Annotated in this window: 12 protein-coding genes; 5 read left to right on the plus strand and 7 right to left on the minus strand. The window is 45.8% G+C overall.

Annotated features, from left to right (window positions below):
- Positions 1-101: 101 nt before the first annotated feature.
- Both FK220_RS09310 and FK220_RS09315 read right to left on the minus strand, forming a co-directional pair.
- Positions 102-1,205, minus strand: a complete 1,104-nt coding sequence (locus tag FK220_RS09310) for a serine hydrolase domain-containing protein (RefSeq protein ID WP_152574037.1) — start codon at positions 1,203-1,205, stop codon at positions 102-104.
- 93 nt (positions 1,206-1,298) lie between these two features.
- Positions 1,299-3,155 carry a DUF5060 domain-containing protein gene (locus tag FK220_RS09315; protein WP_152574038.1) on the minus strand — a complete coding sequence of 619 codons (1,857 nt, stop codon included), beginning with the start codon at positions 3,153-3,155 and terminating at the stop codon, positions 1,299-1,301.
- Between the two features lie 180 nt (positions 3,156-3,335).
- Between FK220_RS09315 and FK220_RS09320 the strand changes: the two genes are divergently transcribed.
- Genes FK220_RS09320 through FK220_RS09340 form a run of 5 tightly spaced genes read left to right on the plus strand, consistent with a single transcriptional unit; the run spans position 3,336 to position 10,981 of the window.
- Positions 3,336-4,745: a GH1 family beta-glucosidase gene (locus FK220_RS09320; RefSeq protein ID WP_152574039.1), complete on the plus strand. Its 1,410-nt coding sequence runs from the start codon at positions 3,336-3,338 to the stop codon at positions 4,743-4,745.
- A gap of 5 nt (positions 4,746-4,750) precedes the next feature.
- Entirely contained in the window at positions 4,751-5,872 is a 1,122-nt protein-coding gene (locus FK220_RS09325; RefSeq protein WP_152574040.1) for a glycoside hydrolase family 130 protein, read from the plus strand.
- A 27-nt stretch (positions 5,873-5,899) separates the two neighbouring features.
- Positions 5,900-8,176 carry a GH92 family glycosyl hydrolase gene (locus FK220_RS09330; protein WP_152574041.1) on the plus strand — a complete coding sequence of 759 codons (2,277 nt, stop codon included), beginning with the start codon at positions 5,900-5,902 and terminating at the stop codon, positions 8,174-8,176.
- Positions 8,173-9,960 (plus strand): arylsulfatase, encoded by a 1,788-nt coding sequence (locus FK220_RS09335; protein WP_152574042.1) that lies wholly within the window; start codon positions 8,173-8,175, stop codon positions 9,958-9,960. Before FK220_RS09330 ends, FK220_RS09335 begins: the two co-directional genes overlap by 4 nt.
- Before the next feature lies 1 nt (position 9,961).
- Positions 9,962-10,981 carry a glycoside hydrolase family 26 protein gene (locus tag FK220_RS09340; protein ID WP_152574043.1) on the plus strand — a complete coding sequence of 340 codons (1,020 nt, stop codon included), beginning with the start codon at positions 9,962-9,964 and terminating at the stop codon, positions 10,979-10,981.
- Between the two features lie 21 nt (positions 10,982-11,002).
- Here FK220_RS09340 and FK220_RS09345 read toward each other — a convergent pair whose 3' ends face one another.
- The 5 genes from FK220_RS09345 to FK220_RS20040 form a co-directional block, all read right to left on the minus strand.
- Entirely contained in the window at positions 11,003-12,655 is a 1,653-nt protein-coding gene (locus FK220_RS09345; RefSeq protein WP_152574044.1) for a hypothetical protein, read from the minus strand.
- Between the two features lie 151 nt (positions 12,656-12,806).
- Positions 12,807-14,525 carry an ankyrin repeat domain-containing protein gene (locus FK220_RS09350; RefSeq protein WP_152574045.1) on the minus strand — a complete coding sequence of 573 codons (1,719 nt, stop codon included), beginning with the start codon at positions 14,523-14,525 and terminating at the stop codon, positions 12,807-12,809.
- A 3-nt stretch (positions 14,526-14,528) separates the two neighbouring features.
- Positions 14,529-14,891 (minus strand): BlaI/MecI/CopY family transcriptional regulator, encoded by a 363-nt coding sequence (locus tag FK220_RS09355; protein WP_152574046.1) that lies wholly within the window; start codon positions 14,889-14,891, stop codon positions 14,529-14,531.
- Between the two features lie 117 nt (positions 14,892-15,008).
- A complete protein-coding gene (locus tag FK220_RS09360) occupies positions 15,009-16,640 on the minus strand; it encodes a sulfatase family protein (RefSeq protein WP_152574047.1) in 1,632 nt (543 codons plus the stop codon).
- Between the two features lie 106 nt (positions 16,641-16,746).
- On the minus strand, positions 16,747-18,333 hold the full coding sequence (locus FK220_RS20040) for a sugar phosphate isomerase/epimerase family protein (RefSeq protein WP_238718962.1): 1,587 nt from the start codon (positions 18,331-18,333) through the stop codon (positions 16,747-16,749).
- Between the last annotated feature and the right edge of the window lie 36 nt (positions 18,334-18,369).

Consider the following 18,369-nt stretch of genomic DNA (forward strand, 5'->3'; position numbering starts at 1 on the left):
TTTTAACTATACAAATCTATAAATACTTAACTAAAAAAATACACGGAATTTGTATCCTTCACACTAAATAAGTGCCACAAACGACCGATATCCCCCACTTCCTAATCTTTGATAGCCAAGGCCATTCTTTTAAAAAACGAATTGTAAACGTAGGGTTTTCCCTTTGCAGGATTCCCGTCTTCGCCCCTTCGTACAAAAACCATGTTCCATTCTGGAATTACAAAGCACATATTGTTATGTAGACCACTTGCATAGTAGAGCGATTTAGGTGCATCGGGCATGTGCCATTTTCCTGTTGGCATTTCTCCGTTTACCCACCAATTGTAGCCATAACAGCCACGACCATCGACATTACTGCGGTCGGTATCGGCTACCTCATCGGTAAACACCTGATTTTGCGTGGCTTTGCCAATCCATTCCCTTGATAATAGCCGTTGTCCGTTCCAATTGCCTTCATTAAGGTAAAAATGACCGAAACGGGCCAATTGTTCCGCATTGATCATGACGCCCGTACAACCATTGTTAATCGTTAGTTCCGGCAAATTCGGATCTTGTTCGGTACCCCATTCGTATTCCCCCAATCCAATGGTTTTCCCGATCTTCTCGTCAAAAATAGACTTCAAGCTTTTTCGCGCTTTCATGGTAAGGAGCCGGCCGAACATCATTTGTGCCTCGTCCCAATAGGCATATTCGGAACCGGGTACAAACAGGGCGGAATCGATCGCGTAGGGGGTCCACGACCAGTCCGCACTCGGTTCGTTCCACCGACTTTCCCCATTACCACTGTAACCCGAGGTCATGCTGGCAAAATGTTTTAACCGTACCTCTGGATATAGCTCTGCCAAAGCCGTGTCGATTTCCTTGGCGAAAGTTTCCTCGCTGAGCATCCCTTGGTCGGTTAGTATTCCCAAAACCGTACTGGTAAAAGACTTGCTGGAAGAGTAAATATTGTGCTTTTTATAAATACTATCGCCTCTGTAAACGACGTAGCCATTACGCGCGATAAAAACCTCCTCCAATCCGTCCTCCCCGGACTCGGATGCCAAATAATCCAGTGCCTCCTGCATTTTTTGGGAATCGATTCCCAGCTCTCCAGGTTGCTTTTCTATCCATGTATCCCCCGGAAAAACCATGGGCAACGGTTCTTTTTTTCCTACGCAGGAAAGACAAATGATACCAATAAAAAATAGACTGGGAAGTTTCACTGATTATGATTTTTGCTTTTCTTTTATTAAGTTATTAAAAATTGGGCGGTTCCAAATCTGCCCGAACGGATTAATCCATTACTAAAATGACAACTATTTTCGCATGATGACGATTACCCAATCCATGTCGCCCTTCCCGTCCAAGGCCGAAAGCGTAACACTATTCGGTTTGGTAATCTTCCAACCACTATTTTGCATATCGTAGAGTTTGCCCCCTCCCTTAGGGTCGTAAAAGGCGATTGTAAAGGCGCCATCACCTATTTCCAAATCGGTGGTTTCCCCCTTGGGCAGGTACACCACATAAATCTCATTCTTTTTGGCAAAACAATAGGCCTTTTCGTTGCTTACCAGTTCGTCGTGGCCCTTCATCTCCCAAAATGGCAAATGGTCTTGAAAGAACACCCGTGCGTTGTTACTGGTTTCCCACCACTGGTTGCGGGCACGAAAGTCCTCCGCGGCCATGTCGTTATGTGCGGTATCAAGACCGCCGAAATACCAAGAGGTACCGGCTCCACCAGACAGTAAACTGCCCCATAGACTAGTGCGCATGACCATGTCATGGTTATTGTTTGCGGCCGTATCGGTAGTGACCCCGATATCCCAATGCCCTATCTCATCCAGATAAACCACCCAGGGTTTCTTTTTTCCCATAGAAAGGTCGATCCACTTCCGAACTTCTCGATGTACTTCGGTCGTGTCGAACATTTGCAGCGACGGTATCTCAAAATCCCGATATCCCAATAGCGGTGTTAGCGTCTCTTGGATAGGATCCAATGGTCTTCCCTCCATGCGCTTCCCGGTCACACGAATATGATTATGTACCGCAATCGGATGGTCATAGGGATCAATACCTCTTATATAGGAGGCATAGCTCTTCAGTTGCTCGGGGCTACGATTGGTTTCCTCCCCTAAATTCCATACCACCCCTAAATGATGTCCAAAACGCGCAACCAGTTCCTTATAGTAAAGCTTTCGTTCCAGACCTAAATCCCCTTTGTTCAGGATGGTGTCGTTTTCCGTTTCTTGGGTAAATACGTTCATAGCCATTCCCAACTGATCCATATGGGTGAAGACCACTTCCCACTGGGCCAACTTGCTGACATCATAGCGGGTCTGTTTCCCCGGGGCGGTCCACGGCCAAACATCGTCACCATCACCATGTTCGTTCATAACCAAAAAATAAAGGCTGTTCATCCCTTTCCCTGCCAAATAATTCAATGCGCCAATGATACCCTTTCCCTTGTCATCTCCCCAAGTGGGATCTCCTGATTTCCAATCGGCCACATGTGTAGCAAATTCATGCAGTCCTTCGTTTAAGGTCGGCGTTTCGGCACCACCATTGTCAAAGGTGCCATCGAATTCGTGATAGGCCAAAAAGTTCTCCGGACTGCCCACCCCATTTTTTAAAAAAGGCTTTCCAGTCTCCGCCTCTTCCAAATAACGCTTTCCAGCGTAGGTGAGCCTACCGGTTTTATAAAATCCCTTAGCGGTCGTATCGACTTCCATCACCTTAAATCTTCCCTTGGTTTTCCATAAAGAACTATACGCCCCGGAAGATTCAGCGACGGAAACAGCAATCTCTTTTCCTTTCAATAGCTGTGATTCGAATTGCCAATCACCGGCCGTCGACGGGGTAAATTTTACCCGCCATTTATTCCCTGAAACCGCTCCTGTATTGCCGGCATCGCCATCCGCAGCGAAGTACCCATGTACCGGTACGGTATCTTTTCCATTATGGAATCGCGTAATCAAACTGTAGTCCAGGAACGGATTGATGCTATCGGTCTCGGAAAGTTCGGGCCCATCGAAGGTAATGGTAATCGGGTGCCATTTTTTTAAGCTCCCTTCCAACACATAATTTTTGGTAGTTTCCTTTTTCGTACAGGCTGCAAGAAAAAAGAACGAAGCGCAGGCGAAACCTGCAAGCTTCTGCCAAGGTATGGTTTTCATTGGTAGTGGTTTGATTTAATGCATTGAAGATAGGTATATTTTTTTGTTGTATAAATCCATATACTTTCAAATTTGTATTTGAATTTGTCAGTATATTGGTGGTGGTTCTGCTTATTTTTATTGACTTTTATAAGCCTATTCCATTTTTAAAAAGTTGATGTACCCTTTAACAAACAACCTATGCTACAATTCCCTATTGATTTTGTATGGGGTTCCGCTACTTCAAGCCACCAGATAGAAGGAGGGGCCACCGAGGATGGGAGGGCGTGGAGTATCTGGGACGCCCATACCCATACCCCTGGTAGAACCAACAACAACGAAACTGCCGATGTTGCCTGTGATCACTATCACCGCTACAGGGAAGATGTACAATTGATGGCGAATCTTGGATTGAAGGCCTATCGATTTTCCATCTCATGGAGCCGGATACAGCCCGACGGTCAAGGGGCTATAAATCCAAAGGGTATTGAATTTTACAATAATCTCATCGATGAGTTATTGAAACATAACATCACCCCTTGGATTACCCTGTACCACTGGGATTTACCTTTGGCCTTACAAACTGAAAAAGACGGATGGCTGAATCCTGAAATTGCCGATTCGTTCGCCCAATACGCCGGTATCTGTTTTGAAAATTTTGGGGACCGGGTAAAACATTGGATTACCTTGAACGAACCATGGGTAGTGGCCATATTAGGGCATGGTGAGGGTGTGTTCGCCCCGGGGCGAATATCGAAAAGCGAACCCTATCTAGTAGCCCATCAATTACTTCGGGCGCATGGCAAAGCAGTACAATGCTACCGGGAACACTATCAACCCGAACAACAGGGACAGATTGGAATCAGTAACAATGGCGATTGGCGGGAACCGTCGAGCGAAAAGCAGGCGGATAAAGATGCGGCGACACGGTCGCTGGAATTTTTTCTGGGTTGGTTCGCAGACCCCATTTACCTTGGGGATTATCCACAGGTAATGAAAGATCGCGTAGGTGAACGACTCCCAAAGTTTACCGAGGAGGATATCAACCTGATCAAAGGCTCTAGCGATTTCTTTGGATTGAACCACTATACGACACTCTATGCCTCGGACGTAGACCCAAATGCCGACGTACAAAACGAGGTCTATGGCAATGGTGGCATCTTTGAAGATCAATACGTGCAACTAACTGCAGATCCCGAATGGAAAATGACGACCATGAATTGGGCAATCGTTCCATGGGGATGCCGAAAACTGATAGAATGGATCAGTGAACGTTATGGGAATCCACCGCTCTACATTACCGAAAACGGCTGTTCACTCGACGATCAGATTGAAAATGGGGAAGTAAACGATACCGTGCGGAAAGAATTCATTGAAAGTTATTTGGCCGCCTGCCATAAGGCCATCAAGAACGGGGCTAACCTGAAAGGTTATTTTGTCTGGTCGTTCATGGACAATTTTGAATGGGCGCTCGGCTATTCGAAACGTTTCGGTATTCATTTCGTCGATTATGGGACCTTGGAACGAACGCCAAAAAATTCGGCCCTATGGTACAAACAAGTCATTCAAAACCGCGGATTTGAATTCTCGCAACCCGACTCTAAAATCTAGGACCCATGCTAAAAAGATTGCCCCTACTATTTCTGCTGATGGGAATATGCTCTTGCAAGGAAGCGAAAACCCTGGCTATCGACAAAAAGGAAACACCTCAGGAAAAATGGCTATTGGGATTTGAGAAAACCAAACTGAATCCGATCATGATTGCCGATTCCAGCTATGTTTTCCTCGACCCCATTACCAAAAAGCAGGTAGCATGGCAAAAAGCCGACGTCTTTAATCCCGGGGCCATTGTTCGAAACGATACCGTATTTCTTTTATTTCGGGCAGAGGACAATCCAGCTGCAATTCTAGGTAGAAGAACATCCAGAATCGGTTTGGCCTATAGTGCCGACGGCATCCATTTTACAAAATACCCCGAGCCGGTCTTCTTTCCTGCCGAGGATGAATTCCGCCAGTGGGACTACCCCGGCGGGGTAGAAGATCCCCGTGTTGTGGAAATGCCCGACGGCAGCTATCTCATGTTGTACACAAGCTGGAACCAAGACGTCGCCCGTTTATCTTCCGCTACCTCCCAAGACCTGAAAAACTGGACCAAGCACGGCCCGGTGTTCCGGAAAACGTACGATGGAAAGTTTATGGACATTTGGAGCAAATCGGGATCGATCGTTACCGAATTGGTCGACGGTCGGCTAAAGGCAAAAAAAATCAATGGAAAATACCTCATGTACTGGGGAGAACTCTTCGTAAATCTAGCACAATCCAAGGATGGCATCCACTGGGAACCAACGCTCGATGAAAACGGGGAACTACTCCATGTTTTTGAACCTACATCGGGTGACTTTGACAGCCATTTGACAGAACCCGGACCCCCTGCACTGTACACCGAACAAGGTATTCTTTTGCTCTATAACGGAAAGAATTTGCAAGGTGAGGGCGCTAGCAGCCAATATCCCGAGGGCACCTATTGTGGAGGTCAGGTATTGTTCGACAAAGAAAATCCAGCTGAGTTCATCGGTCGACTGGAAAGCCCTTTTATTTGCCCTAGTCTTCCCCACGAAATTAGTGGACAATATAAAGCCGGTACAACCTTTATAGAAGGTTTGGTCTACTTTAAGGACAAGTGGTTCCTCTATTATGGAACCGCCGATTCAATGGTAGGGCTGGCAATAAAAGAATAACGATTCCAATCATAATACAATACGCCAATGAAGCTATTCCCATCCCTTATTCAACTCTTCGTGCTTTGCTGTATCATCTGCGCATCAAACGCTCAGAATGTAGTCTCCTATGTAAATCCCTTGGTGGGATCCGATTCGTCTTTCGACCTTTCCAATGGAAACACCTACCCCGCCATAGCGCGGCCATGGGGCATGAATTTTTGGACCCCCCAAACTGCCGAGAACAAAGATGGGTGGACGTATGCCTACGACTCGAATACCTTCAACGCTATCAAACAAACCCATCAGGCCTCCCCGTGGCTCAACGATTATGGCACTTTTTCCATCATGCCCCGAACCGGCAAAAGTGAAACCACCGAGGAAGGGCGAAAATCGTTTTTTAGTCATAAAATCGAAGTATCCAAACCCCATTATTATAAGGTCTATGCGGCCGATTACGATGTTTGGGCCGAAGTGACCCCGACCGAGCGGGCCGCCCGCTTCCGTTTTACCTATCCCGAAACCGATGATGCCCATTTGGTCATCGATGCCTTTGGTATGGGTTCGCATCTAAAAGTGGAAGGTAACACCATTACCGGCTATAGTCAGTACAATCATGGGGGCGTTCCACAGAATTTCAAAAATTATTTCGTGATTGAACTGGATAAACCGATTGAAAGTGTTGAGTTATACGACACCCACGAGCTATTAAAAGATAACCCAAATGAAGCTACGGGTGAACATATCTTGGCCGTCGTTCGTTTCCAAACCCAAAAGGGTGAAGTAGTCGAATTAAAGACTGCTTCTTCCTTTATAAGCCTGGGGCAGGCTAAATTAAACCTGGGAAATGAAATAGGGGACTCCGATTTTGAAACGATAAAACAGCAAGGGGCCGATACTTGGAACCAGTGGATGGGAAGAATTCAAGTGGAAGGCGGTTCCTTAAAAGAACGCCAAAACTTTTATACGGCCCTTTACCGCTGCCTATTATTTCCACGGAAGTTTTATGAAATCGATGCCGAACGAGATACCATACATTACAGTCCGTTTAATGGAAAGGTCGAGGCCGGGGTACTCTTCACCGATAATGGCTTCTGGGACACTTTCAGAGCCATCTTTCCACTTTTTACCCTGGTGTATCCCGATATGAACGCCCAAATGATGCAAGGGCTGGTTAATACATATAAGGAAAGTGGTTGGCTTCCCGAGTGGGCCAGCCCCGGACACCGTTCGGCTATGATCGGATCCAATTCCGCCGCCATCATTGCCGATTCCTATTTGAAAGGAATCCGTGGGTATGATATTGACACCCTTTATGAGGCCATCCTTAAAAACTCGGAGAACGAAGGGCCGTTGGCATCCGTAGGCCGACTTGGGGTCGATTATTATAATAAATTAGGCTATGTGCCTTATGATGTCGATATCAAAGAAAATGCTGCCCGCTCCCTGGAATATTCCTTTGACGATTTTTGTATCTATCAACTGGCAAAGTCGCTCGACCGCCCTAAAAAGGAAATCGAGTTGTTTCGGGAACGCGCCGACAATTATAAAAAACTGTTTGATTCCAGTACCAACTTCATGAGGGGCAAGAACAAGGATGGCACTTTTCAATCACCCTTTAACCCCGTTAAATGGGGGGACGCCTTCACTGAGGGGAACGCTTGGCACTATACCTGGTCGGTCTTTCAGGATATCGAGGGACTCATTCACCTCATGGGCGGTAATAAAGCCTTTAATGAGAAATTGGATGCCGTTTTTACCACAGCCCCGGATTTTGATTATAGCTATTACGGATTCCAAATCCATGAGATTACCGAGATGCTCATCGCCGGTATGGGGCAATATGCGCACGGCAACCAACCTATTCAGCACGGTATTTACTTATATAACTATTCGGGACAGCCCTGGAAAGCACAAAAACGTGTTCGGGAGGTTACGGAGAAGCTTTATCTGCCTACTCCTGACGGCCTTTGCGGTGATGAGGATAACGGTCAGACCTCGGCATGGTATGTATTTTCCGCCATAGGGATGTATCCGGTGAGTTCGGCTACCAATCAGTACGTATTTGGATCACCGCTTTTCGATAAAATCACCCTACACCTAGAAAACGGGAATACCTTTACCATCCGGAATAAAAATAATCGTCCCGAGAATGTGTATATCCAAAACGCCCTCTTGAACGGCACTGAGTATACCAAAAATTTCATCACCCATGAAACGCTTTGGGAGGGAGGGAATCTACAATTCACAATGGGGACCGAATCCAACACGGAACGAGGTACACAGCCGGAAGACACTCCCTACTCCTTAAGTAAAGACCTATGAAAAAACCAACCGCCTACATTGTATTGGTCATTGTGCTACTATTGCTGGCTTGCGCTGAAAAAAGGAAAGAAGAAGCCGATGATACCATCCCACGAAAACCAAATATCGTCTTGATATTGGCCGATGACCAAGGCTGGGGAGATTTAAGTTATCATGGCAATACCAACCTACGAACCCCAAATATCGATTCGCTGGCATTTAACGGGGTGTCTTTTGAACATTTTTTTGTACAACCTGTATGTTCCCCTACCCGCGCCGAACTGTTGACAGGAAGATATTATACAAGAACAGGTGTACACTGGGTCTCTGAAGGTGGGGAACGTATGAATCCCGAAGAACGGACCATTGCCGAAATCCTTCGGGAAAATGGTTATAAAACCGGTGCTTTCGGAAAGTGGCATAACGGAATGCAACCGCCTTATCACCCAAATTCCCAGGGTTTTGACACCTACTACGGTTTTGCCTCAGGACATTGGGGCAACTACTTTAGTCCGCTGCTTGAGCAAAATGGAAAACTGGTGAAAGGCGATGGCTTTCTAACGGATGACCTTACCAATAAAGGCCTCGCGTTCATGGAAGCACATCAAGACGAATCTTTTTTTCTCTTCCTTCCCTATAATACGCCCCATAGCCCCATGCAAGTACCCGACACCTATTGGGACCGTTTTAAAAACAAAGAGTTGGAACAACGCTATCACGGTGATGAAATCGAAGACCTTAATTTTACCCGAGCGGCCCTCGCCATGGTCGAAAACATTGATTACAATGTGGGTCGCGTATCGGCCAAACTCAAGGAACTGGGATTGGAAGAAAATACCATTGTCATCTACCTATCGGACAATGGTCCGAACGGATGGCGCTACAACGGAGGTATGCGCGGCAAAAAAGGTAGCACGGATGATGGCGGGGTACGGAGTCCGTTTTTTGTCCAATGGAAAACGGTCTTGCCGGCAGGAAAAAAAATCCCAGAGATTGCTGGTAGCATCGATTTAGTACCCACGCTGATGAACCTGATAGGTGCAGAAACATCTTCGCAACCAGCAATGGATGGAAGAGACCTATCTCCTTTGATGAGAGAGGCAAACCCCACTTGGAACGATCGGTTCATTTACAATCACTGGAACGGGCATACCAGTATACGTTCCCAACGATATCGACTCGACAACGAAAACCGTTTATACGACATCATCAATGACCCCGGTCAGATCCATGATATTTCCAAAGACTACCCGCAGTTGACCGATTCCCTGATGCAGGCCAAAGCGAATTGGCTTAAGGAGACCAGTCCCCTGACTTGGGAAACCGACCAACGCCCCTTTACCCTGGGCCATCCCGAAGCCCACTATACCCAGCTACCCGCCCGGGACGGCATTCCGCATGGCCATATCAAACGAAGTAACAAGTACCCAAACAATACATTCTTCACGAATTGGAAGAGTGAAAAGGATTCCATAACCTGGGACGTGGAAGTCCTGGCAGATGGGGAATTCGAAGTGCTGTTGTACTACACCTGCAAACCGGAAAATGCCGGGGTCGGACTCCTACTGAGCCATGGAGAAAGTAAGTTGGCTACCCGATTGCGCCAGGCACACGACCCACCACTTACCGGTATGGAAAACGATCGCGTACCTCGAATGGAATCGTATGTGAAGGATTTCAAGCCGTTCCGCATGGGAACCATACGGTTACGAAAAGGAAAAGGCCCATTGTCCCTAAAAGCACTTGCATTTTCCGGGGAGGAGGCCATCGATGTACGCCTACTACAATTCCGAAAAATAAAGTAAGGTGGCTTCTCCTAAAGACAGAAAGATCACCAAACCCACCCGACGGCAGTTGCAAAAACTTAGGGACCTTCCAAAAGTGGGCTATGCCTTCGGACACCAGGACGCCTTAACCTATGGTATTGGTTGGAAAAATGACGGCAAACAGTGGAAGAGCGATGTGCAACTTGTATGCGGAGAGCATCCGGCGGTATTCGGTTTTGAACTGGGAAATCTGGAACGGGGGCTCCCTGAAAGTATTGATTCGGTCAACTTCGGAATTATGAAAAAACTGATTCGAAAAGCGTATCGAAAAGGAGGTATTGTTACCCTTAGCTGGCATCCGGACAATCCGGTCTCCAACAAAAATGCCTGGGACACTACGAGGGCGGTGCATACCTTGCTGAGGGGCGGTACCCTTTACGGGCAGTATCGTATATGGATGACACATCTTGCCCGTTTCCTTAAAAGCCTCAAGGACAAAAACGGAAAACGAATCCCTATTGTCTTTCGGCCCTACCACGAAATGAACGGCAGTTGGTTCTGGTGGGGAAAGGGGCATTGCAGTACCCAGGAATATACAGCGCTCTGGCGTCAAACTTTTCATCTATTGACCAACGAATTTGATGTTCACAATCTACTCTATTGCTATTCGCCGAACCTTTTAATGCATAAAAAAGATTATCTGAAGTATTATCCCGGCGATGCCTATGTGGATGTTCTCGGAATCGATGTCTATCAACATATCAATAACACCTTGTTCAAAAGGCATTTGAAAAAAGATTTGCGGCTGTTGAAAAAAATAGCCGAGGAAAAAGACAAACCCTTTGCCCTGACCGAAACGGGATTGGAGAAAATCGGCAAAAAAAATTGGTTTACAAAAGTATTACATCCATTGCTGGTCAACAGCGGCATCTCCTATGCCGTCGTATGGAGAAACGATAGTCCCGGACACCATTACGCTCCCTATCCGGAACATCCGATTTGTAAAGACTTCATAACCTATGCTGCCTTTGTCGAAGTGCTTTTTTTAAAGGATATTTAAAAAGTATCCTTTGCAAAATACCTACTGTTTGATGGGTGCAAGATGTCCATCCTTACCTGTCATTTGCCAATGCCCCAAAGAGATGGGGATGTTTCCGATAGCATTTAACGAATCAAAGAAATCCTTCACCTTGAACGGGACGTTCTCTGCCTCCCGTTTTCGAGCAAATTCGGCCATAGCTTCTTTCAACAAGTACTTTCCGGTAATATAACTGGTGCCATAGCCCGGCTGTCTCAGATAGAGGTGTTGTTCAAAAATGAGGAGGTCTTTTTCGGTTTTCATCCATCCCCTTGGGGTGTACCCGGAATGAATGCCCCCCGCCTCCTCCATCGTCATTTCATTGGCATGGGCATACAATGACCCCAAGCCCCTTGCAGCCCTTTGGGCCATCATGATGTAAACGATTTCCCTGGATCGAGGACTGTCGTCATATAGCCCAGCTTGCATAAATAGTTCTTCTACCGCAGTGGCCGTACCTTCGTTTCGGGAATCGAAAATGTTGTATAGCAAGGGGTCGCGCCGAATCTTACTGGCATGTGGCTCATTATCCATTCGAGCCAGTTCGAACCAGTGGTAAAAATGGGAAAAGAGCGGCCGTGGGTCGTAGTGGGCGGTTATCCAGAAAAAGTTCCGTTTTTCTTCGGGAACAAAATGCCCTAGATGCTCCTTTAGTGCAGGTTCAAAATAGTCCTTAACAGTCACAATCTCTTGCTCCCTTAAAAATGACATTAAACTTTCCGCGGCATTTTCCGCTAATTTTTGATAGGTTTCCGGGGAATCTGCAGCGACCAGATCCGGTAAATTACGATTACGATGTTCTTCCAGCTTGAGTCCCGACCAAGCGTTTGCCAACTCGGTTTTTAAAATGGTCACCTCATCTTCCCAGGTCAAGGGTACCAAATGTACATTTTGTAAATACCAGGAGTAGTTTTCCTTACCGATGCCGGAAGGGCCTGTCTTTGAATCCGCTTTTGCTTCCAACCAGGCGGCCAGATTATCGGTGGATTCAATCGCCTCGTTGATCGCATTCACGAGCTCCTTGTTCTCGTTTACTCCGGGCAAGTCTAGCAATCCCTTTAAATGATTACTTTGGGTTTTGATATCGCGTATGCCGGCAATCCATAAGTCTCGGGCGTTTCCCGTGAGGTTATATTGGGCTTGGGCATTCAAAGTAGGGATTATGCTTATTTCTTGGAGAAAACGTTTTTGTTCACCCGCTTCCAAAGGAAAATCGTACGTCCATACCTCCAATGTTGCGTGATGCGTGGGTCCTTCGTGGGCGGGGACATCACTGCGATTCATCCAAACCGTTTTATAATACGCCGGATCCCGCTCCCAAGGTTTAAGGATGCGGTGATTAAAATCATAGCCGTTCATTTCGGCCCATACCAACATCCAATCCACTTTTTGGGCTACTGACCATCCTACGGTATCGATGGCGGCCAAATTAGATCGGAGCGTTTTGAACTCCGTCCAGCGTTTTTCAAAGGTCGCCCGGGTATAGTCGGGTACTCCTTCCAATGTAGGTGGATTTTCGAAACTGCGCCATTTCTTAAATAGCGCTACTAATTCCTTATTACCGTTAGCGGAATCCCCGTTTTGGGCGTACGTCAAATTTTGGACACCTACAAAAAAAATGGACAGAAGTACTACGAACAAGTTGGTTGGTCCCATAAAACGAATTTGTGCCGAACAAGATACGTAATCGCTGCAATTATTTCCTTCATTTTATACATACAAACAACAAGACCATGCATTAGGAGAAAAACGCTCTTCCCATAATTGAAAAGAGCGTTTTTGGTAATACAGTAAGCAGGCCAACCAATTATTCCTTGGCACCCTTTGATTTCAGGTATTTGGTTATTTCGGTATGCTTTTTTTTCTTGGCCATTTTAAGTGGTGAGCGGTAACGCCCAGAGGTATCGGTCGAGGATTGGTTGATATCGGCCCCATTCTCGACTAGGTACTTGACTACGGATAGATGCCCCTGTTCACTCGCATTGATCAACGGGGTTTCATCATCAATGACTTCGGCATTGATATCCGCACCCAAGCCTATCAGGTATTTTACAATATGAAGTTGACCGCCTTTTGCTGCCATAATTAGGGGATTCCCATCTCCTTTTACGCCCTTGTTTACATCCGCACCAGCTTCCACCAAAATTTTCATGATGCCCAAAAAGCCATATCTAGCGGCCTGTATCATGGCATTCCCATCCCCAGGGAACGATCTATTGACATCTGCACCCCGCTTTATCAGCAAACGCACCATTTCTTCGTCTCCGCTGGCTATGGCCGCCATTATCGGATAACCATCCGACGTGGAGCCCAAATTGGGGTCGGCACCACTTTCCAACAACAAACCCGCAATTTCTGAATTGGAGTGCTGTAGGGCCCTATATAGGGCAGTACCTTCCCCATATAGCATTTCATTGACATCTACCCCATTGGCAATTAGGATTTTAACCGTTCCGAGTGCTCCATCCGCCGCTGCTCGCATCAACGGAGTTTGGTTTTCGGAGTGATTATTTTGATACTCCTCCCCATCCCAATTGTATTCGGCATCATCGGTATAGGAAGTTTGGCTTTCTTGCGCACCCAGCAAAAAAGGTTGATTCATAAACAAAACGGTAGCAAAGAGTACCGGTGCGATAAAAGCATACTTGAAATAATTGTTTCGATTTGATTTTTTTGTGTTCATCATGACGATTCGTTTTTTGATTAATGAATGATTATAACTAGAAACTATGGTTAATGGTTTTTGTTGAGTGGCAATTTCCAATAGGTTTATCTGATATTTTTCGGACTCTACAGTTTTGGCTTTTAGCAGGTAGTCATCGGTTTGATACTCGATATTTTTTTCAATCTCCTTTCTGTAAAACCAGGCAAACGGGTTGAACCATAAGAAAATAATCACCAATTCAGCTAGTAGCAGATCTAAAGAATGTCTTTTTTGCACGTGTACTTTTTCGTGTTGCAATACTTGTTCGTAGGTGTCAAGGCTATATTTACCGGGGTCGATGAAGATATAGTTAAAAAAGGAACAGGGACCACTAGGGCCTTCACCGTTGATAATGATGGCATTACCATCAACCACTTGGTCGGCCTCCTTTCGAATTCTCCGAAACAAAGTTAGAAACTGACCTATGAGTCGTAAGGACAGTACCGACACCCCAAACACATAAATCAAGGAGATCCAAAAGAATGGTCCCTTAGTTCCGGAAGCTATCCGCTCAATACGCGTGCTTGAAGCATCCATGCTCTCATTTCCAGCAACATCAGTACTTTCCAAAGAACCCAAGATATCCGTATCCTTTAAGGTATTCGTTGCATCTACTCCCACGTCCTCCAACACATTGCCGATGATACCCTGGTTCGAAATCAATTCGGGAAGGGCAATGAACGGCAATAGAAAAGCGCAAAACAATCCCGCAACTAGATACATACGGTTCGCCTTGAAAAAACTCTCCTTTTCCAATAGGAGTTTGTAGAACACCCATAGGATAATGATGACGAGGGAGGCTTTGATCAGCAAGGATACCATAATCTATACTTTTTTAGATTTTATAATAGCAATCAATTCTTGTATTTCCTCATCGGTTAATTGTTCCTGTTTGGCGAAATGGGCCATCATTTTTGAAAAGGAGTTATCAAAATACTTCTTCTTGATATTGCTGATATCCTCTTTTCGGTATGCTTCCATACTCACGACAGCATTGTACCTATCGACATTTCCTAACTTTTCAGAAGTCAAAAAACCTTTTTTGACCAAAATCTTTACGATGGTGGCAACCGTATTATAATGAGGTTTGGGATGGGGTAGCCGTTCAACAATGTCGCGAATGAACATTCCGTCGGATTGCCAAATAAGCTGCATTATTTGATCTTCCCTTTTAGTCAGTTTTTGCATGAAAAATCAATATTAATATACAATACTACTAAATACTTAGTAGATATACTAATTTATTAGTAGAATTTTTATGGGTAGTATACCATCAGATTATGACTTCGCTGATAGCTTACTTAATTATTGGTCGGAATAGGAAAGCGTATCGCTATCGACATATCCGATACGTTCCGCTTTGGCATGGAAAGGCACATCCTTCGGTAATGCGCCGCCATAGATGTTCCAAATGGAGTCTTGAGGCCGTTTCCAAACAATGGTGGCATCCGACCGTTGGGAAAATAGGACGATACCATTCTCTTTCTCTTCCATTTCAAGCGATGGCAGTTGTGGTTGTTCTCCGGTAGGAAGCCATTTGGCTATTAGTTCCTTTTCAGGAATACGGCCCAGGTCATTCGTTTCCGTTATCCAGTCGGATAAGATTGTACGGTACCGAACTAGGGTGTCTTGCAGTTCCGAATGATGGACCAAATTGTTTAGTTCGTAGGGGTCATTTTCCAAGTCGTACAACTCCTCTTCCGCTTTTGGGGTATTCAACCAGGCGGCTTGTTCCTTTGTCAAACCCTTTTCTGCATGCAGCTTTCTTAAATTCCGCATCATGGGCATCTGCTCCCGGTAGGATACCGGAAGGGCGTGGGGTAAACTCGTGTCAAAACTTTTGATATACTTATACCGGGGGCCTCGTACGGCACGCAAGCGGTCGTAGACCTCATCGAAACGATCGGATGAATGGAAAGTGTATGCAGGTTTTTGGTTGACCTCATATATGCCGAACTGGGCCACCCCTTGCATTACTTTTGGAGGTTCGATTCCAGCCAGCGACAATACCGTTGGAGCTAAATCGATAAAACTAAGCAAACGATCGTCCCTGCTTCCTGCATCTGTATTCCCTCGGAATTTAATAACCATGGGTACCTTGGTTCCTGTTTCATACAGTGCCCTTTTATGGCGTGGAAAAGGTCCACCATGATCTCCATAGAAGAAGATAATACTGTTCTCATAGAGGCCATCTTCCTTTAATTGCCTCAACACCTCCCCGATTTGATCGTCCAACCTTTTCAGATTACTGTAATTAACCGCCAAATCATGACGTATGGTATCATTATCCGGAAAATACGGGGGTACCGAAACCTCGGCTGGGTCAACGAACAAGGAGTCCTTGCCCCTTTTCCAAATTTGGGATTCATGGCAGACCGAAAAATTAAAGACGGTAAAAAACGGTTGTCCCGCGGCACGTTTGCGCCAGTGACGTTTATCACTACTTTCGTCCCACGCGGCATCGGTCTTTTCAAAGTTGTAATCTTCCTTGGGCCCGTTGGCACAGTAGTAACCTTTTTGCCTGAGGTATTCCGTAAACATTTTCACACCTTCGGGCACAACGGGAGAGTAGCTTGGTATTCCGATAGTCGGTTCATTGTTCTTTCCTCTCCAAGAGGCGTGTGTTCTCATATTATGGGTTCCCAGTGTGGTTGGATACATCCCGGTAATGATGGCACTTCTCGCCGGGGCACAAACAGGCACCGGGGAGTATGCATTCTCGAACACTGTCCCATCCTTGGCCAAGGCCTCCAGATTTGGAAGTGAGATGGTCGAGTCGCCGTACATCGGGAACCATTCGGGAGATTGGTCCTCGGCCACCAACCAAACAATATTTGGCAACATTTCTTTTTCAGTTGATTCCGTTCCGGTTTTTTTTTCGGTACAACCCACTAACAAGAGCGTCATACCTACCCAAAAAAGAATGCTATTTTTCATTGTTAATTCGTTATTTGTTAAAAACTAGTGATTTATTCCTAAAATCGAAAGCGCCGTCCCTTGGTGAAGGAACAACGCTTGAACGCAACGAAAACCGATTGGGACGTTATTCCAAACTCTTTAAGTAATCAAGGCTTTTCGGAACCTGGTCCACTACGCGGGAAGATTCATCCTCAATGAACAAATACTCCAACCCTAATTTCTTCGCTTCTTCCACAACGCTTGCAATATCGACCTGTCCGGTGCCCAATACAACATTGTTCTCGACATCGGATTCCCCGGTATGGCTAATTCCGACCCCTTTTTCGCAGTCTTTTAAATGCATTAATTTGAACTCGTTCGGATAGCGTTTCAACCACACCACCGGATCTTCGCCCGGCAATGCGAACCAATACACGTCCATCTCAAAATCGAAATTATCTGATTTTTTTACCATATAATCCATCAAAGTAGCCCCTTCGTATGGTCTAAATTCGTAGCCATGGGGATGATATACCAAACGAACCCCTTCATTTGCCAGAAATTCTCCTGATTTGTTGAATACCTCTATGGCTTTTTCGGTGTCGGCCAAGGTAAAGTCGGTACCGTTGTGGGGAATCCAAAAACAAACTACGTATTTAGCATTGTAATTTTTTGCCCTGGCAAGCACTGTCTCCGGGGAATCCTGCAGCTCTTCGAAAGGTGCACTGACGCTGACCATGGTCAGGTTATTCTTAGCCATCAGCGCCTTATACTCTTCCATGGGATACCCATAAGTACCGTCGTTGCCATCTTCCAAGTAGCGAATACCCCACTCGTTAATCTTGGCGAAGGTACCGGGAACGTCTTTTGGGAACTCGTTTCGCAGGCTATACAGTTGAATCCCTATTTGTGGTTCGTTTAGACTATTTAGATAGTCGAGGCTCTGCGGCACTTGCTCTACAACCCGTGAAGATTCATCCTCAATAAATAGATACTCGATTCCCAATTTTTTGGCCTCGGCAACGGTCCCGGCAATATCGACCTGGCCCTGACCTAGCACCACATTGGTCTCTACATCCTCATGGCCCGTATCGTTCCCTTCTACACCGTGTTCCATATCCTTCAAATGCATCAGGGTAAACTTGGAGGGATACTTTTTCATCAAGGCCAATGGGTCTGCTCCTCCGTGATGCGCCCAGTACACATCGAGCTCGAAAGTAAAGTCCTCTGCATTTTGTGCCATGTAGTCAAAAAGGGTCCCATCTTGCCAAGGACGAAATTCATAGCCGTGTGGATGATACGCAAGTATGAGTCCGTTTTGTTTTAGTTGCTTTCCTGCTTTATTGAAAACTTCGGTGGCATGTCGGGTCTCTTCCAAATCCCATGTATTGTCATCGTGAGGCACCCAAGCACACATGACGTATTTTGCCCCAAAAGCCTTGGCGTTATCGATTACCTTTTGTGGATTGTTCTCCAAATCCTCAAAACCTGCCCCGACACTCACCACATCCAGTTGATTATCGGCCAGCATTTTTTTAAAATCCTCGATTGGAAGACCGTAAGTGCCACCCCCTTCGATTTTGGTGATCCCCCAATCCTTGATGATTTTCAAAGTGCCGGGGACATCTTCCTTAAATTGGTTTCTTAAGCTGTAGAGCTGAAGCCCCACTTCTTGCGCATCGGTTGAAACGACACAGAGTGCCGATACAACTATCAGTAACATTTTTTTCATCTTCTGTTATTTCAAAATTATCTTCTACAAACCGTT

Origin of the sequence: Pelagihabitans pacificus (assembly GCF_009371985.2) — a bacterium.
Taxonomy (GTDB): Bacteria; Bacteroidota; Bacteroidia; order Flavobacteriales; family Flavobacteriaceae; genus Pelagihabitans; species Pelagihabitans pacificus.